Origin of the sequence: Emticicia oligotrophica DSM 17448, from assembly GCF_000263195.1 — a bacterium.
GTDB lineage: Bacteria > Bacteroidota > Bacteroidia > Cytophagales > Spirosomataceae > Emticicia > Emticicia oligotrophica.
Genome location: NC_018748.1, coordinates 937,552 through 963,330 on the forward strand (window position 1 = coordinate 937,552; position 25,779 = coordinate 963,330).

At 37.3% G+C, this 25,779-nt stretch carries 20 protein-coding genes; 11 read left to right on the plus strand and 9 right to left on the minus strand.

Annotation, left to right across the window (positions count from 1 at the left end; genetic code table 11):
- Positions 1-62: 62 nt before the first annotated feature.
- On the minus strand, positions 63-536 hold the full coding sequence (greA, locus tag EMTOL_RS04055; RefSeq protein ID WP_015027995.1) for a transcription elongation factor GreA: 474 nt from the start codon (positions 534-536) through the stop codon (positions 63-65).
- A gap of 237 nt (positions 537-773) precedes the next feature.
- Here greA and fmt point away from each other — a divergent pair, with 237 nt between their 5' ends.
- The 9 genes from fmt to EMTOL_RS04100 all read left to right on the plus strand — a co-directional run bounded on the left by fmt (position 774) and on the right by EMTOL_RS04100 (position 12,122).
- A complete protein-coding gene (fmt, locus tag EMTOL_RS04060) occupies positions 774-1,685 on the plus strand; it encodes a methionyl-tRNA formyltransferase (RefSeq protein ID WP_015027996.1) in 912 nt (303 codons plus the stop codon).
- 192 nt (positions 1,686-1,877) lie between these two features.
- Positions 1,878-2,849 (plus strand): porphobilinogen synthase, encoded by a 972-nt coding sequence (gene hemB / locus EMTOL_RS04065; RefSeq protein WP_015027997.1) that lies wholly within the window; start codon positions 1,878-1,880, stop codon positions 2,847-2,849.
- A gap of 29 nt (positions 2,850-2,878) precedes the next feature.
- Positions 2,879-4,216 (plus strand): dihydroorotase, encoded by a 1,338-nt coding sequence (locus EMTOL_RS04070; RefSeq protein WP_015027998.1) that lies wholly within the window; start codon positions 2,879-2,881, stop codon positions 4,214-4,216.
- A gap of 140 nt (positions 4,217-4,356) precedes the next feature.
- Positions 4,357-5,274, plus strand: coding sequence for a sugar phosphate isomerase/epimerase family protein (locus EMTOL_RS04075; RefSeq protein WP_015027999.1), 918 nt, complete (start codon positions 4,357-4,359; stop codon positions 5,272-5,274).
- 47 nt (positions 5,275-5,321) lie between these two features.
- A complete protein-coding gene (locus EMTOL_RS04080) occupies positions 5,322-6,701 on the plus strand; it encodes a glycoside hydrolase family 88 protein (protein ID WP_015028000.1) in 1,380 nt (459 codons plus the stop codon).
- Between the two features lie 46 nt (positions 6,702-6,747).
- Complete coding sequence (locus tag EMTOL_RS04085) at positions 6,748-8,199, plus strand: oxidoreductase (protein WP_015028001.1); 1,452 nt, start codon at positions 6,748-6,750, stop codon at positions 8,197-8,199.
- Positions 8,196-8,966: a 3-ketoacyl-ACP reductase gene (locus EMTOL_RS04090; protein WP_015028002.1), complete on the plus strand. Its 771-nt coding sequence runs from the start codon at positions 8,196-8,198 to the stop codon at positions 8,964-8,966. Before EMTOL_RS04085 ends, EMTOL_RS04090 begins: the two co-directional genes overlap by 4 nt.
- Positions 8,967-8,983: 17 nt before the next feature.
- The gene (locus EMTOL_RS04095; protein WP_305953171.1) at positions 8,984-10,693 is read left to right on the plus strand and encodes a PQQ-dependent sugar dehydrogenase; all 1,710 of its coding nucleotides are present in this window, start codon (positions 8,984-8,986) and stop codon (positions 10,691-10,693) included.
- Positions 10,694-10,823: 130 nt separating this feature from the next.
- Positions 10,824-12,122: a Gfo/Idh/MocA family protein gene (locus tag EMTOL_RS04100; protein ID WP_015028004.1), complete on the plus strand. Its 1,299-nt coding sequence runs from the start codon at positions 10,824-10,826 to the stop codon at positions 12,120-12,122.
- A gap of 97 nt (positions 12,123-12,219) precedes the next feature.
- Here EMTOL_RS04100 and hemE read toward each other — a convergent pair whose 3' ends face one another.
- The 3 genes from hemE to rocD all read right to left on the minus strand — a co-directional run bounded on the left by hemE (position 12,220) and on the right by rocD (position 15,965).
- A complete protein-coding gene (gene hemE, locus EMTOL_RS04105) occupies positions 12,220-13,245 on the minus strand; it encodes a uroporphyrinogen decarboxylase (protein WP_015028005.1) in 1,026 nt (341 codons plus the stop codon).
- Positions 13,246-13,399: 154 nt separating this feature from the next.
- On the minus strand, positions 13,400-14,602 hold the full coding sequence (locus EMTOL_RS04110; RefSeq protein ID WP_015028006.1) for an OmpA family protein: 1,203 nt from the start codon (positions 14,600-14,602) through the stop codon (positions 13,400-13,402).
- 124 nt (positions 14,603-14,726) lie between these two features.
- Positions 14,727-15,965: an ornithine--oxo-acid transaminase gene (gene rocD, locus EMTOL_RS04115; protein ID WP_015028007.1), complete on the minus strand. Its 1,239-nt coding sequence runs from the start codon at positions 15,963-15,965 to the stop codon at positions 14,727-14,729.
- Between the two features lie 142 nt (positions 15,966-16,107).
- Here rocD and EMTOL_RS04120 point away from each other — a divergent pair, with 142 nt between their 5' ends.
- Both EMTOL_RS04120 and EMTOL_RS04125 read left to right on the plus strand, forming a co-directional pair.
- A complete protein-coding gene (locus tag EMTOL_RS04120; protein ID WP_015028008.1) occupies positions 16,108-16,575 on the plus strand; it encodes an Lrp/AsnC family transcriptional regulator in 468 nt (155 codons plus the stop codon).
- A gap of 161 nt (positions 16,576-16,736) precedes the next feature.
- Positions 16,737-17,885, plus strand: coding sequence for a cysteine desulfurase family protein (locus EMTOL_RS04125; RefSeq protein ID WP_015028009.1), 1,149 nt, complete (start codon positions 16,737-16,739; stop codon positions 17,883-17,885).
- 279 nt (positions 17,886-18,164) lie between these two features.
- Here EMTOL_RS04125 and EMTOL_RS21660 read toward each other — a convergent pair whose 3' ends face one another.
- From EMTOL_RS21660 to EMTOL_RS04150, 5 genes are all read right to left on the minus strand, one after another.
- A complete protein-coding gene (locus EMTOL_RS21660) occupies positions 18,165-18,848 on the minus strand; it encodes a DUF5662 family protein (RefSeq protein ID WP_305953172.1) in 684 nt (227 codons plus the stop codon).
- A gap of 67 nt (positions 18,849-18,915) precedes the next feature.
- Positions 18,916-22,263, minus strand: a complete 3,348-nt coding sequence (locus EMTOL_RS04135) for a TonB-dependent receptor (protein ID WP_015028011.1) — start codon at positions 22,261-22,263, stop codon at positions 18,916-18,918.
- A gap of 218 nt (positions 22,264-22,481) precedes the next feature.
- Positions 22,482-23,687, minus strand: a complete 1,206-nt coding sequence (locus EMTOL_RS04140) for a bifunctional 3,4-dihydroxy-2-butanone-4-phosphate synthase/GTP cyclohydrolase II (protein ID WP_015028012.1) — start codon at positions 23,685-23,687, stop codon at positions 22,482-22,484.
- 192 nt (positions 23,688-23,879) lie between these two features.
- Positions 23,880-25,319 (minus strand): hybrid sensor histidine kinase/response regulator, encoded by a 1,440-nt coding sequence (locus EMTOL_RS04145; RefSeq protein ID WP_015028013.1) that lies wholly within the window; start codon positions 25,317-25,319, stop codon positions 23,880-23,882.
- Positions 25,316-25,774 (minus strand): response regulator, encoded by a 459-nt coding sequence (locus EMTOL_RS04150; protein ID WP_015028014.1) that lies wholly within the window; start codon positions 25,772-25,774, stop codon positions 25,316-25,318. Before EMTOL_RS04150 ends, EMTOL_RS04145 begins: the two co-directional genes overlap by 4 nt.
- Between the last annotated feature and the right edge of the window lie 5 nt (positions 25,775-25,779).

Consider the following 25,779-nt stretch of genomic DNA (forward strand, 5'->3'; position numbering starts at 1 on the left):
AATTGTGGCACACCTTTAGGCGTGCCACAATAATATCTTTTATATTCACTCATCAAAAACTACTATCGCGTAATTTCCAAAATTTCTACCTCAACCACGCCCGCAGGAGCTTGAATTTCGGCAGTATCTCCTAATTTTTTACCAAAAAGACCTTTTCCAAATGGTGAGTTGATTGAAATCTTTCCTTGTTTTAAATCAGCTTCCTCTTCTGCAACCAATGTATAGGCCATTAAGGCACCATTTTTCTTATTTTTGATTTTCACTTTCGATAATAACGAAACTTTTGATGTATCAATCGTTGATTCATCTAAAATACGAGCATTAGCTACCACCTCTTCCAACTTCGAAATTTCCATCTCCATCAATCCTTGTGCATCTTTGGCGGCATCATATTCTGCATTTTCCGACAAGTCACCTTTATCACGAGCCTCAGCAATTTGGCGTGCGATATCAGCACGACCTTTAGTTTTTAATTCATGCAGTTTATTTTTTAGGTTGTTGAAACCTTCTTCTGTGTAATATTGAATTTTAGACATAGTTTTTTAAAATTTAAAAACCCCTAAGCTTTAGGGGTGAGACAAAAAAAAACGGCGAAAATTTCGACCGTCTCTGAGTAAAATCAATTTTTATTCCAGAAACTATCTTATTTTCGGATGAAATAGTACTTTATTTGTTCGTTTTCTTTTCATTTGCTTATTTTGAGCAACAAAGGTACAAAGTTTTTTTAAAAATCAAGTGATTTTTAAGACCACATTATTTATAACGAAAATCTGATGAAAATAGTTTTTATGGGTACGCCCGATTTTGCGGTTGCGAGTCTTAAAGCATTGGTAGAAAGTGGTAAAGAAGTAGTTGCAGTCATTACTGCACCCGATAAACCTTCGGGAAGAGGCTTGGTAATGAACGAAACACCCGTAAAAAAATACGCGGTTTCTAAGGGGATTCCTGTACTACAACCAGAAAAGCTAAAAAATCCTGAGTTTTTAGAGCAACTACGTAGTTATCAAGCTGATTTACAAATTGTTGTTGCATTTCGAATGCTGCCCGAAGTGGTGTGGAATATGCCTCACCTCGGGACTTTCAATTTACACGGTTCACTCCTACCCCAATACCGTGGTGCTGCTCCAATCAACTGGGCTGTGATTAACGGTGAAACTGAAACTGGCGTTACAACCTTTTTCTTACAACACGAAATAGACACGGGCAATATTATTTTCGCAGAAAAAACACCTATTTTACCTGATGATAACGCAGGTACCATTCACGATAAATTAATGGAAATCGGTGCTGGTTTGGTGGTCAAAACGGTGGAAGCCATAGAAGCGGGCAATTACCCACAAATACCACAAGATATGAGTGCAGAACTAAAATCTGCTCCAAAAATATTTAAAGAAACTTGTCAAATCAATTGGAATCAACCCGCCGAGAAGGTGCATAATTTTATTCGAGGACTTTCGCCCTATCCTGCTGCTTGGGCATTACTAAATGACAAATCATGCAAAATTTATAAAACTGAAATTGGCGAGGTGACCGATGATTCTTTAGAGATTGGAAGTTTTAAAACCGATGGCAAATCTTTTCTCGACTTCAAAACAGCCGATAAGTATTTAAAAATCAAAGAATTGCAACTCGAAGGCAAAAAACGAATGGGAATTGAAGAATTTTTGAGAGGCTTTAGGGCATAAATAAGCTCTCAAACACCTTACTTTGGTCATTAGATTATTTTATAGATACTACCTATAATTTTTATAATCAATTCTTAAAAATCCTACCGTTTTCTTGACGAACTTTGCAGTATAATTTAAGTCTTTTAAGTAGGATAGGTTTCTAACCTGTCAGAACCAAGCTCATTAAAATTTAAAATATTTAGAATACAAATGCTAATCAGTCGCCCACGTAGAAATAGAAAAAGTGCTGCCATCAGGGCTTTAGTACAAGAAACTACCCTTTCGGTAGATGATTTTATCTTTCCAATGTTTGTCATGGAAGGTTCGGGAATTAAGAGCGAGATAAAATCAATGCCCAATATTTATCGCTTTTCGATAGATACACTTTTAGAAGAAATGAAAGAGGTATCTGATTTAGGCATAAAATCAATTTGCCTTTTCCCGAATTATCCAGAATCGAAAAAAGATAAATATGCCACAGAAAGCTATAAAGCTGATACTTTATATTTAAGAGCATTGAGTGAAATCAAGGAAAAATTCCCGCATATCGCCCTTATGACTGATGTAGCTATGGACCCTTACAGTAGCGATGGCCATGACGGTTTGGTAGAAAATGGCGAAATTCTCAACGATGAAACACTCGATATTTTAGGCAAAATGGCCCTTGCTCAAGCACGTGCAGGAGCCGATATTCTTGGGCCTTCTGATATGATGGATGGACGCATTGGTTACATTCGTGAACTCCTTGATGATGAAGGCTTTACGAATGTGAGTATTATGTCTTATTCGGTGAAATATGCTAGTGCATTCTACGGTCCATTCCGTGATGCCCTAGATTCTGCCCCAAAATTCGGTGATAAAAAAACTTATCAAATGAACCCCGCCAATGTGCGTGAGGCACTCATTGAAGGTCAGCTCGATGTGGCAGAAGGTGCTGATTTCTTGATGGTAAAACCAGCATTCTCTTATTTGGATGTGATTAAAACAATGGCTGATAACTTCGATTTACCTATTGCTGCTTATAATGTTTCTGGCGAATATGCTATGATTAAAGCTGCTGCACAAAATGGCTGGCTCGATGGAGAAAAAGCCATGCTCGAAATGCTTTTGAGCATCAAACGAGCAGGTGCAAAAATCATCTTGAGTTATTTTGCTAAAGAATTTGCCTTGTTGAAAAAATAACATAATCCGTTTTCTATCAAAGATTTCCAATGTCACAATCCATTCTAATACTCAACGCCTTAGTGGTTAATGAAGGCAAAATTACGCCAGCTGATATATTCATCAAAGATGGTTTTATTGAGCAAATAGGCAATAATCTTTCACATCTTGCTGCAAAAAAAGTAATTGATGCAACTGGTAAATATCTACTCCCAGGTGTGATTGACGACCAAGTGCATTTCCGCGAACCGGGCCTGACTCATAAAGCAACTATCGCCACAGAGGCTCGTGCAGCAGTAGCAGGTGGCACTACCAGTTTTATGGAAATGCCCAATACTGTACCTAATGCACTAACACAAACTTTACTAGCAGATAAATATCAAATTGCATCGCAAACTTCAATAGCCAACTATTCATTTTTCATGGGAGCATCGAATGATAATTATGATGAAGCCATGAAAACTGACATCAAAAATGTGTGTGGTTTAAAGATTTTCATGGGAAGTTCAACGGGCAATATGTTGGTTGATAATGTTGATGTATTGACAAGAATATTCTCTAATTTCCCTTCACTTATTGCTACACATTGTGAAGACGAAGCTACCGTTAAAGCTAATTTAGCGAAGTATAAGGAACAATATGGCGAAAACATTCCGTATGATATTCACGCCATTATTCGCAATGAAGAAGCATGCTATAAGTCATCAGCAATGGCGATTGAATTAGCAAAAAAACATCAAACAAGATTACATATTTTGCATATTTCTACAGCTGACGAAATATCATTATTTAGCAATGCTCCTTTAAATGATAGCAAACACATTACCTCTGAAGTTTGTGTGCACCATTTATGGTTCGATGCTGATGATTATCGTCGTTTGGGTAATCAAATTAAGTGTAATCCAGCAATCAAACATGGCCATCGTGAAAAATTATTACAGGCTCTGCTCGACGACCACTTTGATGTAATTGCAACCGACCACGCTCCACATACTTGGGATGAAAAACAACAATCTTATTGGCAAGCTCCTGCCGGACTTCCACTGGTTCAACATTCACTAAATGTAATGCTCGAATTTTATAAACAAGGGAAAATTTCGCTTGAAAAAATCGTTCAAAAAATGTCGCATGCAGTGGCAGATTGCTTCCAGATTGACCGCCGAGGCTATATCAGAGAAGGTTACTGGGCTGATTTAGTATTGGTTGATTTAAACGATACTACGCTTGTTACCAAAGATAGTCTTTATGCAAAATGTGGATGGTCGCCATTTGAAGGTACTGAGTTTGGTTCGAAAGTTAGCCACACAATTGTATCAGGAAACATTGCGTTTGCGAATGGTAAATTCGATGAAATAAATAAAGGAAAAAGACTTGCCTTTAACCGTTAAAGATAATTGTTCTTGCCCAAAAGCCAATCCCTCTACACCAAGTTTGTAGAGGGATTTTTTATTCAAACTACTTCACAAAATAATTAAAATTTTAATAAGATTAGTACCATTATTTTTCGTTTGTTTTACTAACTTTAAGCATGAACAGACGAAATTTTATAGCAACAAGCCTAACTGGTACTATTTTAGCAAAAACTAATTTTCTTTTTGCACAACCCCTTACCAATCACTCCATTAGTGTATTTTCAAAAACACTTCATTGGATTGAAGACTATCATACATTAGCCGATACTATCGCCGAAATGGGTTTCGATGGAATCGACCTAACGGTTCGTCCCGATGGGCACGTATTACCCGAAAAAGTTGAAATAGATTTGCCTAAAGCCGTAGCTGCTGCCCAGAAAGCAAAACTGCAAATTCCGATGATTGTAACGAGTATCTTACAAGGCGATGCCTTAGCCGAACGCGTTATAAAAACTGCCAGTGAACAGAAAATTGAGCACTATCGAATGGGCTGGTATCATTTAGATATGAAGCAGGACATCTTGATGCAGGTTGATAACTTTAAAAACCAAATGAAGAGCGTAGAGGTACTTAATCGAAAACACAAAATATCAGGGGAGTATCAAAACCACGGAGGGCAAAATCTTGGAGCTGCCGTTTGGGATATTCAACCCATATTCAAGTCTATTGATTCTCCTTATTTGGGTTGCCAATATGATGTAAATCATGCTACTGCCGAAAATGGTGCAAACTGGGAAACTGGTTTCCGAATCATTGCTCCTTATATTAAAACATTGGCTATCAAGGATTTTAAATGGGTGCTGAAGAATAGCAAATTAGTCAAAGAAGGCTGCCCACTCGGTGAAGGGATTGTAGATTGGCCAAAGTTTTTAGGTTTACTAAAACAGTATAACATCAAAGTACCAATGACGATGCATTTTGAATACGACTTGGGTGGAGCCGAAAATGGATTAAGAAACATAAAAATAGATAAAAAAGACATTCTTGCGGCCATGAAAAAAGACTTAACACTTCTAAAAACATGGCTTGCGTAACACAATTTTCTAAATTGTGCCGTTCTTTAAAACACTAAATTATTAAGATGATTAACATTGATTTCAACCTACAACCATCTGATTTAACCGCAAAACTTGCTACCTTCTGGGAGCTTTCAGGCAAGAAAATTCATGCAATTGAAAACAACTACGATGTTTCAAAGGGCTCTCCAGTATTTACTCGGAAAGGTGAATATACCACTCGTGGTTGGACAGAATGGACGCAGGGCTTTCAGTTTGGCTCAGCCATTTTGCAATTTGATGCTACGGGCGATGAACAATTCCTTGAAATTGGGCGTAAAAATACCTTAAAAGTAATGGCTCCTCATGTAAGCCACATTGGCGTACACGACCACGGCTTTAACAACATAAGCACTTATGGTAATTTATTGCGTTTGATGCGTGAAGGCAAAATTACGTTCAATGAATGGGAAAAGAACTTCTATGAACTAGCACTTAAAATTTCAGGGGCTGTACAAGCAAGCCGTTGGACTCCAATAAAAAATGGTGGTTACATTCACTCCTTCAATGGAGCCCATTCTCTTTTTGTTGATACTATTCGTTCTTGCCGTGCCTTAGTTTTGAGCCATCGTTTAGGTCATGTATTTCAAGCCGAAAACGACATAAAAATAAACCTTCTTGATAGAGCATTACAACACATCAAAGCTACCGCTGATTATTCGGTGTTTTACGGCGAAGGTAGAGATTCTTATGATATTTGGGGAAGAACAGCCCACGAAAGCGTCTTCAATGTGAAAGATGGTAATTTTCGTTGTCCTAATTCTCAACAAGGCTATACCGGATTCAGTACTTGGACCCGTGGTTTAGCTTGGGCCATGTGTGGATTTCCTGAAGAGTTAGAATTTCTTGAAACCCTTGATGACTCCGAACTTGAAGCCTTTGGAGGCCGTGCAAATATTGAAAAATATATGCTTAAAGCAGCTCAAGCCACTTGCGATTTCTACCTCGAACATACCCCAATTGATGGCGTACCTTATTGGGATACTGGTGCACCAAACTTGTATAAATTAGGCGATTATCTCGGACAAAAAGCCAATCCTTATAATGATTACGAACCAGTTGATGCCTCAGCAGCAGCCATTGGCTCACAAGGCTTATTACGTTTGGGTAGATATTTAATGAGAAAAGGCGATACCGAAAACGGTAGAAAATACTGGCAGACTGGTCTAACAGTTTTAAACACGCTATTAGATGAACCGTATCTAAGCACAAAAGAAAATCATCAAGGATTGCTTTTACATTCCATTTATCATCAACCAAATGGATGGGATTATGTGCCTGAAGGTAGTAGAATAGCCAATGGTGAATCAAGTATGTGGGGCGATTATCATTTCAGAGAAGTAGCTCTTTATGTACAAAAACTCATCAATCAGGAGCCTTATTATACTTTTTATAACTGTTTGTAAGAATTGTGGGGCGAACATTCTGTTCGCGATTTAAAATAATAAAAAAATGGCAGAAAAATTTAAACCTAAATATACAAGAGTAGCTCAACTCAAAACAGCTCAGGATTTGAGAAATTATTTGGAGACAAATGAGGTAAAACTTGACTTTGATGATGACTTAATTACAGGAGACGCATCGCCTTTCAGAAAAAATATTACCTTAAAATCTGGCAAGAAAATCGGTAATAGCTTGGCTATTTTACCCATGGAAGGTTGGGATGGTACAGCCGATGGTCGCCCAAGTGACCTCACAAAGCGTCGTTGGGAAAATTTTGCTATTAGTGGAGCAAAACTTCTTTGGGGTTGTGAAGCAGTGGCTGTATCTCACGAAGGAAGAGCCAATCCGCGTCAGTTGGTTATTAATGAAGCTAATTTCTCTGAATATGAGAATCTCTACAAATTGGTAGTTGAAAAACATACCGAAAAATTTGGCACAGCCGATGATTTAGTGGTTGGTCTTCAACTCACTCACTCTGGTCGTTTCTGTAAACCAAACGATAACACAAAGTTTGAATCGAAAATTCTCTATAATCATCCAAAATTAGACAAGAAATTTCATTTGAGCGAAGAGCATCCAATCATGACTGATGATGAAATTGATTCCCTCATCGAGGATTTTATAAAGGCTGCTGTTTTAGCTCAAAAGGCAGGTTTTCAATTCATTGATATCAAACATTGCCATGGATATTTAGGTCATGAATTTCTGAGTGCCTATGACCGTGAAGGCAAATATGGTGGTAGTTTCGAGAATCGTACGAGATTTTTACGAAATATCGTTGAAGGTGTGAAAAAAGCTGCCCCAGGTTTAGAAATGGGCATTCGTTTGAGTGCGATTGATTTTGTTCCGTTCAAAAAAAGTGATTCTGGTATAGGCGAACCCGACTTAAAACCAAATGAAACCTACAAATATGCATTCGGCTCTGACGAATCAGGCATTAATGTAGATTTAGAAGAACCTAAAGCATTTTTAGCCTTGGCACAGAGCCTAGGTATTCAGCTCATTTGTATTACGGTTTCAAGTCCTTATTATAACCCTCATTTGATTCGTCCAGCACTATTTCCGCCATCAGATGGCTATCAACCACCTGAAGAACCACTTACAGGCGTAGCTCGCATGATTGATGTAGCAGCAGGCTTAAAAGAAGCTTTTCCAGATTTAATCATTGTTGGCTCTGGCTATTCTTATCTGCAAGAATGGCTGCCAAATGTAGCACAAAACGTTTTACGAAATAATAAAGCTGATTTTGTTGGCTTTGGTAGAATGGTATTATCTTATCCAACAATGCCTGATGATATGCTTAATGATAGACCAACGCAAAGAAAATTACTGTGTCGTACTTTTTCAGACTGCACAACTGCCCCTCGAAATGGTTTATATTCTGGGTGTTTTCCTTTAGATGCTATCTATAAAAATCATCCTCACGCCGAAATTTTAAAAACCATTAAAGACGGTCTATGAAAAAGGTAGCGTTTATCACTGGTGGAAGTCGAGGCATTGGATTAGGAATTGCCCAACATTTGGCACAAAATGGTTTTAATTTGGCCATTAACGGCATGCGAGACGAAGAAACAGTAACAGAGGTCTTGAGCTTTCTATCTATTCTCGGAGCAGAAGTTATTTATTGCCAGGGCGATATAGCTTCAAAAGAAGCTCGGACTGCAATGCTTCAAAAAATCAAAAATCATTTCGGTAGATTAGATGTATTGGTTAATAATGCGGGAGTGGCTCCCAAAGAAAGAAATGATATTTTGCTGGCCAGCGAAGAAAGTTTCGATTACGTACTTTCTACAAATTTAAAGGGTACATATTTCTTAACTCAAGCCGTGGCTAATTGGATGATTGAGCAAAAGAAATCAAACGGCGATTTTGATGGCTGTATCATTACAATTTCGTCTATTTCAGCCACAGTAGCATCAGTTAATCGAGGAGAATATTGTGTATCAAAGGCGGGTTTAGGTATGATGACTCAACTTTTTGCCGCTCGACTAGGTGAATTTAATATTCCAGTATATGAAGTCAGACCGGGCGTAATTAAAACCGATATGACATCGGGTGTCACTGAAAAATATGACAAACTTATCGCCGATGGGCTCACCGTACAAAATCGATGGGGCTTTCCAGAAGATATAGGCAAAGCTGTCTCAGCAATAGCCAAAGGAGGCTTCCCCTATTCTACCGGCCAAGTGTTTATGATTGATGGTGGTCTGACGATTGCGAGATTATGAACTTTAATTATAAACAAATGAAAAAAAGTATCATTTACTTATTTTTTCTACTCATAAACCTGAGTTCTTTTGCAAAAATTAGAGTCTATTTACCTACATTAGATTCGCTTTCAGTTGCTAAAGGTCAAGTGTTATTTACTCAAAACTGCACCAGTTGCCATCAAATCAAGACTGATGGCATTGGTCCAAAACTATCGGGTATCACTAGCATTACTTCACCTGCTTGGGTAAAAAAAATCATCAAAAACTCGCAAGATATGATTGCTGCGGGAGACGAACGGGCAACTACTCTCTATTTGAAGTATAAAAAAGCTATCATGCCTTCGTTTAGTCATTTGCAAGAGAACGAAATTGATGCAATTGTAGAATATTTAGCCACCACAAAACCAATCAAAAGTAATTTAAAGAAAGATTATGGTGAGGGTCTAAAAAATCCAATTCCAGAACCAATCCAAATATCGAATCTTGTTATTGATGTAAAACAATTTACGCAATTCCCAGCATCGAGTGAAGAAAGGAAATATCCTCTTACACGTATTACAAAACTTGCTCCACATCCAAATACAGGCCAGCTTTTTGTGAATGATTTACGAGGGAAATTATATAAAATGGAAGGTAATACTCCCGTAGTTTATATGGATTTTACTCAATTAATGCCTAATTTCATTCATCAACCAGGTTTAGCATCGGGTTTAGGAAGTTTTGCGTTTCATCCTGATTTTCTAAAGAATGGACTACTTTACACAACACATAGCGAAAAAACAGGCTCAGCGAAAGCTGATTTCGGCTACAATGATTCAATAAAAGTTGCCTTACAATGGGTGCTTACCGAATGGAAAATTGATAATCCATCGTCAGGGGTTTTCTCAGGAAAACCTCGTGAAATGATGCGAGTAAATGTGGTCTCGGTTATTCATGGTGTACAAGAAATTGCATTTAATCCTTATGCTCATAAAGGCGATGCTGATTACGGCCTCTTATACATAGGCATTGGTGATGGCGGGGCAGCCGAAAATGGTTACTCATTCCTAACAAATAAAGAAGAAGGTATTTGGGGGAAAATCTTACGAATTGACCCACAAGGTAGAAATAGTACAAATCGTAAGTATGGTATTCCTATCAATAACCCTTATGTAAAATCAGCTAATAAAAGAGCTTTAAGGGAAATTTATGCTAGTGGTTTCCGCAACCCACATCGCATTATGTGGATGAGTTCGGGAGATATGTTTGCAGTAAATATTGGCCATGCCAATATCGAATCTTTATACAAAATTGAAGCAGGGAATAATTACGGTTGGCCAATTCGAGAAGGGAAATTTGTCATTCATACCGACGGCGATATGAATCAAGTTTACCCATTACCGAGTAATGATAAGGCATTTAATATAACGTATCCAGTAGCTACATTCGACCACGATGAGGCAAAAGCCATTACAGGAGGATACGAATATACAGGTAGTTTAATTCCAGGATTAAAGGGCAAATATTTATTCGGTGATATTCCAACAGGACGATTATTTTACATAAATGTAGCTGACCTAAAGCAAGGGCAGACAGCCAATATAAAAGAGTGGAAACTCACATTAGATGGTAAGCCCGAAACGCTTAGAAATCTCTGTGGAAGCGATAGAATTGACCTACATTTTGGCATTGATGCCCAAGGAGAAATGTACATCATGACCAAAGCTGACGGAAAAGTTTACCAAATTATTGGAGCAAAACAGTAGCACAAGTATACATATTGTGCGTCAGTAAATTGGTCGTTTGAAATTTTTTATGTTTTGTCAATTTCATACGAACAAGTGCTAAAATTGTTCCACATTAATCTTTATTCAACCTTAAACAATTCAGCAAACAATGAAAAAATTTACCCGCCGAGAAATGCTCAAGGCAACAGTTCCAAGTTCGCTCGCCGTCATGGCTATTCCAACCATTATTCCTGCCACTGCATTTGGGGCAAATGACCGCCTTAGGGTTGCTGTTATTGGTATTAATGGCCGTGGGAAAGACCATATTTCGGGCTTTATGAACCAAAATAATGTAGAGGTGGCTACACTCTGTGATGTTGATAATGTAGTACTAAAAGATGGAGCTAAGGCTTTTGAACAAAAATATGGTAAAAAAGTAAACACAGAAGAAGACCTCCGAAGGGTTTATGAAGATAAGAGCATTGATGCTGTGAGCATTGCTACCCCTAATCACTGGCACGCTTTGGCAGCCATTTGGGCATGTCAGGCTGGAAAAGATGTGTATGTAGAAAAACCTGCATGTCATAATCTTTATGAAGGGAAAAAGTTAGTCGAAGCAGCTAATAAATACAATAAAATCGTTCAGCATGGTGTACAGCTTCGTAGTTCAGTGGCTATGCAAGAAGCCATCAAACATTTGAGAGACGGGCTTATCGGGAAAGTCTATATGGCTCGTGGAACTGTATATAAGTGGAGACCTGACATCGGTGACCAAGGTAAATCGCCTGTTCCTGCTGGACTAAACTGGGATTTGTGGCAGGGACCTGCACAAACACGTGATTTCAGCAAAAACTACGTACATTATAACTGGCACTGGTTTTGGGATTATGGCAATGGAGACATTGGCAATCAGGGCGTCCATGAAACTGACCTTTGTATGTGGGGACTAGACGTAGGCTTACCAGAAGAAATTACTTCTGCAGGAGGTAAATATCTTTGGAATGACTGCAAAGAAACTCCAGAAGTGCTTACTTCAACCTACAATTATCCTAAGCAAGGGAAAGTCATTCAATTTGAAGTTCGTCCGTGGATGACCAATAAAGAAGATGGTATTGAAGTTGGCAATATTTTTTACGGAGATAAAGGCTACATGGTTATTAATGGCTATAACGATTATAAAACATTTTTGGGTAAAGACAGAACTCCCGGCCCAGCACGTAAAGAAGGTGGCGACCACTATAAAAACTTTGTGGATGCTGTACGTGCTCGTGATAAAAAACTTCTTAATGGACCAATCGAAACAGGTTATTTGGCGGCCAGTTTAGCTCATTTAGGCAATATTTCTTATCGTTTAGGAAGAAGCCTGAAATTTGATCCAACCAAAGAAACCTTTATCAATGATAAAGAAGCCAACGCTATGCTTACACGTAAGTACAGAGCACCTTACGTTGTTCCTGATAAGGTTTGATGATAAAAATAGCCTTCATAAAAAAGTCCTACAAAATTTTGTAGGACTTTTTATGAAGGCTATTACACTACCGACAAGTTGAAAACTTACCCTACAACTATGCAGAATAACTCTTCACAGTTTCAATAAAACATTTCACTTTCATTGGGTCTGTATCAGGGTAAACGCCGTGCCCAAGGTTAGCAATATATTTTTGTGTACCGAAAGCTTTCAGCATTTTCTTAGTTTCTTTCTCAATCTCCTTAAAAGAACCATATAAAACACATGGGTCGAGATTACCCTGTAAAGTTTTATTAGGAATCATTCGGCGAGATTCTTTAATATCCATATTCCAGTCAAGACCCACCACATCACAATTTAGTTTTGCCATATCTTTGCGGGCAAAAAAAGCTCCTTTGGCAAAAACGGTCACTGGAACTTCATCAATCGCATCACAGATTTGTGCAATGTATGGTAAAGAAAATTTACGATATTGGTCTGGCGATAAAATACCTGCCCACGAATCAAAAATTTGCACTAAATCTGCTCCGTGTTTAGCTTGTGCTTTCAAATAAGCAATTGTACTATCCGTAATTTTCTGTAAAAGCGTATGTGCAAGTTTTGGTTCTGAATAAAGCATTTTCTTGGCGGTTGAGAAAGTTTTTGAACCTTTACCTTCAACCATATAGCAGAAAATAGTAAATGGTGCACCCGCAAATCCTAAAAGTGGCACACGTCCATTCAACTCCTTCTTCACAATATCAATCGCATCTAAAACATAAGCCAAATCTTCCTCTGGCTCACTGATTTTTAGTGCTTCTACATCTTTTTTATTCTTAATTACCTTTGGAAAAATTGGCCCTTTTGCTTCGACCATTTCATAAGGCAAACCCATAGCTTCTGGTACAACTAAAATATCTGAAAATATAATAGCAGCATCTACTCCTAAAATATCAACGGGTTGAATTGTTACCTCGGCTGCCAATTCAGGTGTAGTAGCTAATTTAATGAAACTCCCAGCCTTTTCTCTTACAGCTCGGTACTCTGATAATATACGCCCCGCTTGACGCATCATCCAAACAGGAACTCTTTCAACGTGCTCACCCTTGGCCGCACGTAATAACAAATCATTTTGTAATTTCATACCACAAAGATACAGTTCTGCCGATTCTCAATCATTATTTAATTACGTATTTTTCTTAGGAAAAGTTTTATATATCTTACTCACCAATAAAAAAAGGCTACCTTTACAGGCAGCCTTCTAGAGGTTTTTAGTTGTTATTTTGGAGTAATTGATGCTATTTTTTTGTTACTCTCACTGCAATTCGGCGGTTCTGTGCCCTACCTTCTTCGGTATCATTTGCAGCGACTGGATATTTTGAGCCATAGCCTTCTGCCACTACACGGTTCGAATCAATCCCTTGCTCAACTAATGCCTTTACAACATTAAAAGCACGGTCAGCCGAAAGTTTTTGATTTAATTCTTCCTTACCAACATTATCAGTGTAGCCCCCAATTTTTAATTCCACATTAGGGAAAGCTTTTAAAATTTCGGCAATGTTTGTTACTTCCTGCATTGAAGTTGAATCAATCAAAGCACTACCAGTTTCAAATCTAAGTGCTCTAAAATTAAACCATGTGGTTTTATCGACAAGCTTCGATTGGTCTTCTATAAAGTTTATTAATTCATTCTCAATACTTTGTTCACCAAAGTTCAACATAACTCCAGTTGAAAGCGTTTTTTTGATTGAGCTTACTACATCAATTTGAGTAGAATCATTGCTTTCAATTATAAGTTTAGAAGAAATCTGTATATTTTCTTGATTCCTACAAGATTTCCAATAATACAATGCACCTAAAAGTATCCCTCCCAACAAAAGCCAAGGTAGCCATGTAGTAAGTTTAGAATTATTATTTTCAAAGCTGACATTCGAAGATAAACGCTTTTTACCCTTGAAATCGTCTAATTTATCAAGATTGATAAGCTTATCAATGCCCGCTGGTAAAGCCGTTAAAACAGATTCCTTCTGACTCGCCATTAGACTTCCCAAATCCGATGATGTAATTCCTTGTTGAATTACATGTTTACCGATAACATTCACCAAAATAGGAGTTACTAGCCCCAATAAAGTCGATGCTGAAGTCTTTGTAATGCCACTTGATTTTGAAATTACATTGAAAATATCACCTAATCCTTCTCCAAAAAGACTTCCTAAAAGTCCATTTCCTATCGAAGCCAAAGTAATTGTTGAGTAAATCTCACTTAACACAATATTGAGATTATTGATTAAAGTGCCATCATAGCCGCCCGTTCTAATAATACTTAGTAAATCCGTTAAACCTTGCGTTGTTGATGCTTTTTGCATAACTCCCCCTAAAACTGTTGGTAGAGCAGTATCGATGGCTAAACTCGTATTTCTATCTGATTCATCAAGAAAAGTGCTAATTTTTGAAATAATATTTGGCGTGAATTGTTCTTTTATCAAGCTTAGTAATTCCATTTTAATTTTTACTTTTTGGGTACAAACTTTGGACTACATTCTTTTGAAAAGTAACAGCTTGATAAAAAATAATTATTAGACAAAAAAAAAGCCCCAAATAGGAGCCTTCTTATTGAAAAATATCTTAATCGAAACTTCGAATCACATCTGAAATTATTTCGATACAATCCCACATCTGCGATTCAATCATTACTAAAGGGGGAGCTAAACGAATCTTATTACCATGTGTAGGTTTCGCCAACAAACCATTCTCTTTAAATTTCATACAAATATCCCAAGCCAAATCTGAATCTTCGCTCGAATCTACCACAATCGCATTCAATAAACCTCTACCTCTAACCTGTGTTACGATACTTGTTTCTTCTACCAAAGTTTGCATTTCTGCACGGAATATTTTGCCTAAATAATCGGCATTTTCGGCTAAGTTTTCATCTTTTACTACTTGTAATGCTTCCATTGCCACGGCACAAGCCAATGGATTTCCGCCATAAGTAGAGCCATGTTCACCCGGCTTGATTGTGAGCATAACTTCATCATCAGCCAAAACCGCCGAAACAGGTAAAACGCCACCAGAAAGAGCCTTTCCTAAAATCAGAATATCCGGTTTGATACCGACATAATCAACGGCTAAAATTCTACCTGTACGAGCAATTCCTGTTTGAATTTCATCGGCAATAAACAATACATTACTAGCTTTACAAAGTTTGTAGGCTTCTTTTAGGTAATTATCATCGGGTACAACAACACCTGCTTCTCCTTGAATTGGCTCTAAAATTAAACCCGCAACATAAGGGTCATTCATGAGTGCTTCTTCTAATGCTTCGATGTTATTATACTCCACCGACTCAAAACCGGGCATATAAGGGCCAAATTCATTGCGTGCGGTAGGGTCGCTCGAAGCGGAAATAACAGAAAGTGTACGACCATGAAAATTTCCCCCCGCAAAAATAATTTTGGCTTTATTTTCTGGAATACCTTTAATTTTATATGCCCATTTACGGCAAAGTTTCAAAGCTGTTTCTACCGCTTCCACGCCCGTATTCATCGGCAAAACACGGTCATAACCAAAATAATTGGTAATATATTCTTCATAACGCCCAAGCATCGAGCTATAAAATGCACGAGAAGTGAGCGTAAGTTTCTGCGATTGTTCAACCAAAGCATTGATAATTCGAGGATGACAATGACCTTGATTTACTGCTGAGTAGGCCGATAAAAAATCATAATATCGCTTACCTTCTACATCCCACACATATACACCTTGTCCACGGTCGAGTACTGCCGAAATCGGATGGTAATTATGGGCTCCGTAGCGTTCTTCTAATTCAATTAGTTGTTCGCTGAGTGAAATATCTGTCAGCATAATTTTCTTGGTTTAGTTCGAAATAATATACAAATATGTTATTTTGACTTATAAAATTTTTAAATTAAGTTATATTTGCTTTAATATTTCATATTAAAATAATAAATACATATTTTTAATAAATATTTATAAATTTTGACTTATGACAACTGAAAGTTTACTTGATGAATTTGACAAGAAAATTCTTATTCAGCTTGAAAAAGATGGTAGAAAACCCTATTCTGAGATTGCTAAAAACTTAGGAATTTCAAATACGATGGTTCATCAACGAGTGACTCGGATGAAAAAAATAGGTATTTTGAAGGGTGCGGGAATCATTCTTGATGAACGAAAACTAGGGTATGAATGGAGTGCTTTTACTGGCCTTGTCCTAAAAGAAGATTCTGATTCAAAAGCGATTATTGAGGAATTAAAGAAAATTCCTGAAGTAACTGAATGTTATTATATTACTGGACAATACACACTTTACATCAGAATTGTAGCCAAGTCAAACGAACACATGAGAAGTGTTCTTTATGATAAAATTGACCATATAACAGGTATTTTGAAAACCGAATCAATGATTGATTTTGGAGCGGCATTCAAAAGAAACGTAAGTGTAGAACTTTAAAAATAGAGAATTAGCAAGTTATAGTAGATAAGGATACAATATTTTGATTACATCCAAATATTATTCGCCTTAGTCTATCAAAACAGTGGGTTGCAGGATTCAATACCAAATATTATTTTTGTAAAAAAAGAACTTTTCGCTCAATAAACTAAGCCTTATCAATGCCAAAAATTTATTTAGATAATGCCGCTACTACTCGTCTTGATGAAGAAGTTTTACAGGCAATGCTACCTCTCATGACCGATAACTTCGGTAATCCTTCTTCTATTCACTCACACGGCCGCCAAGTACGCTCGGCAATCGAAAAGGCACGCAAAACAGTAGCGGGTTTAATCAATGCTTCACCTTCAGAAATTTTCTTTACTTCTGGCGGAACCGAGGCCGATAATACTGCTATTACTTGTAGCATTGATACTTTTGGGCTTACGCATGCCATTACTTCGCCAACAGAGCATCATGCAGTTCTGCATACACTTGAATATTTGGCACAAAAAGGCATAATCGAGTTAAGTTTTGTAAAACTCGATGAGAAAGGAAACGTAAGTTTAGAGCATTTGGAAGAACTTTTAAGCACTAAGCCTCGAACGTTGGTATCGTTGATGCACGGCAATAATGAAATCGGTAATTTGATTGATTTAGAGAAAGTAGGAGAAATTTGTAAAAAATACGATGCTATTTTTCATACCGATACCGTGCAAACAATGGGCCACTTCAAACATGATGTACAGGCACTAAAAGTAGATTTCTTAGTAGGTTCTGCACATAAATTTCATGGTCCGAAAGGAGTTGGCTTTTTATACATCAATGCCGATAGTAAAATTCATCCTTTCATTCATGGTGGTTCACAGGAGCGTAATATGCGTGGAGGCACAGAAAATGTATATGGAATTGTAGGTTTGGCCAAAGCTCTCGAAATTGCATATAAAGACATGGCTGAGCACGAAAAGCATATCAAGGGTTTAAAGCAAAGAATGATTGATAAATTGAAGGCTTCTATTCCTGATGTGCAGTTCAATGGTGATTCTGCGAATGTAGAAGGAAGTCTTTATACTGTACTAAATGTGAGCCTTCCACCGAGCAGTGATAATGATATGCTATTGTTTAACCTTGATATAGCTCAAATTTCTTGTTCGGGTGGTAGTGCCTGCACAAGTGGTTCAGATGTAGGTTCGCACGTTTTAGGAGCATTAAATGTCAATCCAGAGAGAGGAAATGTGCGTTTTTCCTTCGGGAAATATAATACTACAGAAGAAATAGACAAAGTTGTAGAAGTTTTGGATGGACTATACGCTTCTACACCGCAAGTATAATTCTTTGCTCATTTATTCTTTTAGTTAGAATTAGGTTAAACATATTTAATTTTATGGTTAAAACATGCCCCTTTAGGAGCTAACTATTGGAAACCAACGCTAGAAATAAAGTTCAAATAGTATGCCGTAGGTACACCACTGCCTTTGCCTGTTGCGTACTTACGGCACGCAAATACCGATATTTATTCATTTTATTGATTTACCCCAATCACAAGATATTTAATGCGTTTAACCCAGGTAAGAATGAGAATCTAACCAAAAGAAAAAGTTGTTTAGATATTATTCCAAATATAATTTCTGCTCTTCTTTTCTAACTCTGAATCCCATCATTGAAAGGTATTCAGCCGCAAGATTGGCAGTATATGGATGCCATGTAAATTGCGGTAAATTTTTAGGCAACCATTCTTGAAAATTCATGCCATAACTTTTCGAAGCTCCTATCCAATCGGCAATCATTTCGGCAACGTATATACTTGGCATCGGTATAGGGGTAGTGGCTCCGCTTCGTTCTACACTCAACCAATACTCAGGATGATGGGGATTATATAACTTATGATGATGCCACGCCTTCTGAAAAAGTGAATAGGTGGTCTTAGGGTTTTTAAAATCATGAATAGCATATCCATAAGCCTCTTGCAAAGAAAACTTCGATAAATCATGCACCCAAAGATTATACTTAAACTGCTCAATTGGGTCTTTAGTATTGTTATCTGCCAGAGAAAGCAACTTAATAAACCAACTTTCCTTTAAAAACTCCATTCCCGCTTTGCGAACTTCTATTTTGTGAGGAATAACTGTATTAATAAAATACTTTTCCACGAGAGTCCATATCTCATCATCTTCATAATCATGGCTTTCCACTTCAAAACGCTCATACAGCAAACGCACCAGTTTCTTTGAATCATGGTTATTTTCGCAAAATAATGAGAATATTTTACGTTCAAATATATGTTGTTTTTTCATAAGACTTGATAATGCAAAAACCCCCACTTTGCAGCGGGGGTTTTTGATAATATTATATTTGAAAAGATTAGTCGAAAATATAACGAATTCCGAATTGTCCTTGCCAAACATTGTTGATGTTAATACTCTTTACAAAAGCATCACGTAATAAGATAGTTGAACCATCTACTACTTGTGTAGCCATACGGTAAGAAGGAACACCAGCAGCACTGATAGATGCTAAACTCAATGGGTTAGTGGCTGTCGTTGACATAGCTACACCCCATTTGTTGTTAAGAAGGTTACCAACGTTCAACACGTCAAAACGTAAACGAATGGTATTTTTCTTGCCTTTTTTACCAGTTGCTACGTAAAAATCTTGCTCAATTGTGAAGTCAAAACGAGTCAAAGATGGTACAGCAGCACCATTTCTTTCTGAATATTGTCCACGTTTTGTGCTTAAATATGGATGGTTATCAATGTATGTATCAAATGCAGAAGCTTGTTGCTCAGGAGAGAAAGTAACTGCAGATGCACCCGAACCTACTGTTAATGGAGCAAAAGTAAGGTCAGAAGCCTTGTTTGGAACAAAGATAAGGTCGTTGTTTTGACCATCACCATTCAAGTCATTACCATATGTGTAAGAAACTTTAAATCCACTGTTAGCAACCATACCTAAAGTAAACATAGTAGAACCACCTAATTTACCACCATAGTTGATACGGTAGTTTACATAACCTACTAAACGGTGACGTAAGTCGTTATCTGACCAAGATGGAGTCAAGTAATTTTGACCTCTAACCGTAGGGATATTAGCTAATACTGTACTTGCAACCGATTGTAAATCTTTTGCTTTAGCGTATGTATAACCAATCATTCCACTGAAACCTTTAGTAGCTACTTTCTCAACTTTAGCTGTCAAAGAGTAAGAGTAACCTTCTTTTGTATTAGTCAAAATAAAGGCGTTAGTATTAGCAGAGTTGATAAAACGAGCAGGGTTTACAGCTGCACCTGACAAACCAGAAGCAGGGAAACGGTCACGATTATCAGGACCACTAAATGTAGCTGATGGAGCTTTCAAGTTACCATCAATATAACGAAGAGCTTGGATGTTATCGTTGTAAATACCTTCAACTGTACCGATTAAGCCCCAAGGTAATTTTTGGTCAACTGCTAAACTTGTTTTCCAAATAATTGGGTTCTTAAGGTTATCAGTCGATGCGTTGATTACGTATGCAGGAAGCTTAGTGATATCAGTAGTAGCTGGCTTATAGCGGCTTGGGTCTGTAGTAAACGGATAAGCAGTTGTATTAGTAAAGTTCAATACCGCTGTATTTACACCGTTGTTACCCAATTGGTTAGAAACCAATACTTGCGGAATACGTGAAACAAACAAACCAGTACCACCACGGATTTGTGTGCTCTTATCTCCTTTCACATCATAGTTGAAACCTAAACGTGGAGTTGCAATTACTTTGTTGCTTGGGAAAGCTCCAGTTGAGATTTTCAAATCAGCATTATTTTCATCTTTGTAAGTCAAACCTTCAACAACTGGGTTATTAAAGTCTTTAGCGTACTTATCATTGTAATCAAATACATCTAAACGAAGACCTGCAGTAACTTTTAAACGGTCGTTAACAGAATACTCGTCTTGTAAATAAGTAGAATATGTGTTTTGTTTCAAAGTTTGAAGTGGTTCTCCACCGTCTGGCAATAATGAATAACGGTAGTTAAAACGTGCTACTGGAACTGGAGAAACTGCAAGGCTTGGATTAGCTTTATAAGCCAAAGCAGCTGTTTTGAAATCAGCGATAGAGTTAAATACCCAAACACCATTCGATGCAGGGAAGAACACGTTGTTAGATTGGAAAGCTTCGAAAGACAAACCAAAAGTTACATTGTGTTTTCCAGCAAAATAACTCAAGTTATTCGTTACGTTGAAAGTAGAATAATTCAATTTGTTATTAGGCGTGAATGGGTCGAAACCAACTGAAGTATAAGTACTTCCTGCATTCAAGATATCAACTGTTGGGAAAATACCTGTACGGTAAGTACGGTCTTCGATTTGCTTGTTATAAGTAGCGATTAAGTTATTTGCAAATTTACCATTGAAATTTGAGTTTAATTCAGCTACAAACGAACGTGTATTATCTGCAATTTTATAACCAGTATTTTGTGGTGATAATGCTAATGCCGAGTTTGTACGGTTACCATTACCAGCTGTATTACTACTGTTACTATTACTAATGATAGCATCTGAACCAGAATCGTGGTGAGAATAACGCACTGATAATTTATGGTTGTTGTTGATGTTATAATCCAAACGAACCAATCCTTTCTTACTGTTAATTTCGTTATTGAAACCATCAAGTTCACCAGCTTCCCAACCGAAGTTAGAGCTCATGAAGCTTGCTAAATCTTGCAAGTCAGCGTAAGTAGTACGAGATACGTTACCAGTTGCACCATTACGGTTAGCTGACCATGTAAGAGCTGGTGTAGAGCTATTAAACATCTCGAAGTTAGCGAAGATAAATAACTTATCTTTGATGATTGGAGCTCCAACTCTAAAACCAAAAGTTTTTTCATTAATATTAACTGTAGGTAAATCTTTACCATCAGCTTTCTTACCAACCATGTCGCTTCCTCTTGTAAGGTAATATACCGAACCAGTTACATCGTTAGTTCCTGAACGAGTTACGGCGTTGATACCGGCACCAGCAAATCCTGATTGACGAACATCAAAAGGAGCAATGTTGATTTGTACTTGCTCAATCGCATCAAGAGATACAGCAGTTGTACCAGTACGTCCACCTGCTTGTGATGAGCTACCTAAACCAAAACCATTATTGAAAACTGAACCATCAATAGTGAAGTTGTTTAGACGGCTATCTTGACCAGCAAAAGAACGACCATTGCTATAAGCATTGTATTTAGTAATGTCATCAATAGTACGACCGATAGTTGGTAAGCTATTTACAGCATTCAAACCTAAAGTTGTAGAAGCACCAGTACGGCTAGAAGAAATAATATCTGAGCGACCAGATGTTACTTTTACCTCATCTAAAAATGTACCAGCTTCATCTAATTTTACATCAACGTTAGCCGAAGAACCCAAGCTTGTTACCACACCTTCTTTAACAGCCTCTTTGTATCCAACAAATGAGAAAGAAACTTTGTAAGGACCACCTACACGAACAGAAGGAAGAATGTAACGACCAGCAGAATTTGATACCGTTCCGTATTTAGTACCTGATGGTACGTGAACGGCTAGGATAGTTGCACCAGGCAAGCCTTCACCTTTAGCGTCAGTAACTAAACCGCTAATAGAAGAGGTCGTTACTTGGGCGAAGCTTTGAAAAGCAAATAACATTACTGTAAGAAGACCGAACGCTCCTCGCAAAGCGAGACGTGGCCCGAAAGTAAATTTTCGCATCATGTTTTTTTTGGAGTTAGAAATGTTTGAAGTAAAAATCATTAAGTGGTTTTTAATTTTCGGTACAAAGGTCTTAAAATTTTTCTCTAAAAAAAACAAGCACCTACCCTTTTTATTTTGATAAGTGCTTGAATTACAAGTTTTTATAAGATTTTTAATGAAAAATATTAGTATTGTTCAATTTTTTCGAGTTAAGAAATTGTTATGCATACCTAATATTTTTATGAACCCATAATCTTATGCCCCATTTTATCTCTTTTTGTTTCAAGATAATGCTGATTATGAGGATTTGGCTTTATCTCTATAGGAATAGTATTGATGATTTCTAAGCCATAACCTATCAAGCCCGCTCTTTTTCTAGGGTTATTTGAAATTAGCTTAATTTTTGACAAGCCTAAATCACGGAGAATTTGGGCCCCAACTCCATAATCACGTTCATCCATTTTAAACCCTAATTCCAAATTCGCCTCTACTGTATCACGCCCCATTTCTTGCAACTTATAGGCTTTTAGCTTATTCAATAAGCCAATGCCACGCCCTTCTTGATTCATATATAATATTACACCTTTGCCTTCTTTTTCGACCATTTCCATGGCAGCATGAAGTTGTGGGCCACAGTCGCAGCGGCAGGAACCAAATATATCACCTGTTACACATGAAGAGTGTACACGAACCATTACTTCTTCGTTTTCATCCCAAGTTCCTTTGATTAATGCTAAGTGTAATTGGTCATTATCTAGCTGACGAAATGCTACCATATCAAAACTTCCCCATTCTGTTGGCATATTAACTCCGATTTCTCGCTTAATCAGAGATTCTTTTTCCAAACGATACTCTATAAGGTCTTTAATCGAAACCAACTTAAGGTTAAACTTCTTGGCGATTTCAAATAATTGTGGTAAACGGGCCATCGTACCATCTTCATTCAAAATTTCGATTAACACACCCGCAGGCTGTAAACCAGCCAAAACCGCCAAATCAATAGCCGCTTCGGTATGACCAGAGCGACGTAAAACACCACCTTCAGCAGCTCTAAGTGGGAAAATATGTCCGGGACGTCCTAAATCTTCGGGTTTGGTATTTTTATCTACCAACGCTTGAATCGTTTTGGCTCGGTCGCTAGCCGAAATACCTGTGGTACAACCATTGCCCAATAAATCTACAGATACCGTAAACGCTGTTTCATGTTGTGCAGTATTTTTGCCAACCATCATATCTAATTCCAGCTCTTCACAACGTTGTCTTGTCAGTGGAGTGCACATCAAACCTCTACCTTCTTTTACCATAAAATTGACCATTTCGGGCGTAGTTTTTTCAGCTGCACATATAAAATCGCCTTCATTTTCTCGGTCTTCATCATCAACTACAATAATAATCTCACCATTACGAATGGCTTCAATTGCGTCTTCTATTCGGTCTAATTTCATTTATTTATCTTTATAATTGATTTTATTGTAGAACAGTTACACTCACTAAATCGTTTGTAAAGGTAGTATATTTTATGCAAATCCTCTTTGTAGATAAACATTGGTTTTAGTTTTTCACAAAATCTTTGCCCTCGCTAAACTAATTAACCCTCGTCTTTTGTAGAACAAAAATAATTATCAACTCACATTTTCTTATTTCTCAGAAAAAGGAAACGCTATTGTAAATATAGTTCCACCACCTAACTCAGACTCAACTTCTACTCGGGCATGGTGCGATTGCAGAATTGTTAGGGTTGCAGCCAAACCCAATCCTAAACCATTTGTCTTGAGCGTAAAATAGGGTTCGAATAGTCGATTAAGATTCTCTTGACTTATTCCTACGCCATTATCTTGAATAATGACATGGAAATACTCTTGATGGGCAACCGTTGAAATTGTCAGCACACCTTTCTCAGCCTCCATTGCCTCAATCGCATTAATTATGAGGTTTAAGAAAGCTATTTTTATTTTCGATTGGTCGAGATAAAGCCTACAATCTTTGCTGAAATGCTTAATTAAATTGATTTTTTTGAGGTTAATTCGGTCAAGGGCTTCGCTCAATGCACGCTCAATTAGCTCAACAACTGAAACTTCGCTTAAAACAGTCTCTTGAGGTTTGAAAGACTCTAAAAGCTCTGTGATAAGCGTATTTATTCGACGACTATTTCGCCTAATAATATCCGTAAAAAGTTTTAACTCTTCATCCGTTAGTTCGGGTTCAAGTTGGTCAAGCGAAAGATGAATATTGGTCAGAGGGTTTCGAACTTCATGTGCTAATGTACGGGCCAAGCGTGCAGTAGAAGCCGATTTTTCAGCCAACAGACGGTCGCGTTCGAGTTTTTTTCTTGAAGTAATATCTTGAATAACAATCAAAAAGTAACTATTGCCTTCGCTATCATTTTGCTTACTTCCACTCAAAGAACAAAGTACTCTTTCTCCATTTTTGTTAACTAACCAAATATCAAAATTATCTATGGAGTTGTTCAATTCAAGTACCTGTTTGAAGCGTTTATAAGCATCTTCTTCTGCAAAGAAATTTTTGAAAATTATCTTTACTTCATGAGTATCCTCAAATCCTAATAGTTCACAGGCAGTTTTATTTTGGTAAAAAATTACCCCATCAGACGACTTTAATATAATCGCCTCTTTCATGTGCTCAAAGATGCTTTTTAAGCGAGTTTCATTTTCACGTAAACGCTTCACCACATCAGCTCTTTCGAGAGCATATCTGATACACCGGTCTAATTTCTCAGCATCTAAATCGGTTTTTACTAAATAATCCATGGCCCCTAATCGCATGGCCTCGTTATCTACCTGATTATCTCCCTTTCCCGTGAATAAAATAATAGGAGCAGTAACCCCCATTTCAGTTGCTTCTTTTAGGAGTTCAATCCCTGTTCTTGCCCCCAATAAAAAATCAAAAAAACACAAATCGAATTTGATTTGTGATAGTCTTTTAACTCCTTCACCAAATGAACTTGCCCAAATAATATCAAATTGTTTTGAGGGAATCTCCTTTAAATATTCAGATGTTAAATAGAAGTCATCTTCATCATCATCAACAATTAAAAGCTTAACTTTTTCAGTGTTCATTTTTTTGCTTTTTGGGGAAGTTGAACAATATCGAGCCAATAATGACCTAGTGTTTTGGCAATTTCAATAAATTCATCAATAGATACTGGCTTTGTAATAAAGCTATTTATGCCCAATTCGTAGGTTTTTAATACATCTTGTTCGGCTTTCGAGGTTGTGAGAGCTACAACGGGGATTGTCTTCAATGCTGTATCTGACTTGATTTCCTTCAATGCTTCTCTTCCATCCATTTTAGGCATATTTAAGTCAAGAAGTATTAGTGATGGACTAGGGCAATTTTCAATATTGGCATATTTGTTTCGTTGTTTCAAATAGTCGAGTAACTCAAGACCGTCATTTACAAAGCGGATATCGACCAATAATTTACTTTCTTCAAAAGCTTCACGAATGAATAATTGGTCATCTTCATCATCATCTGCTACTAAAATCACCAGTTTTTTCTTGTTACTCCCCATTTCAA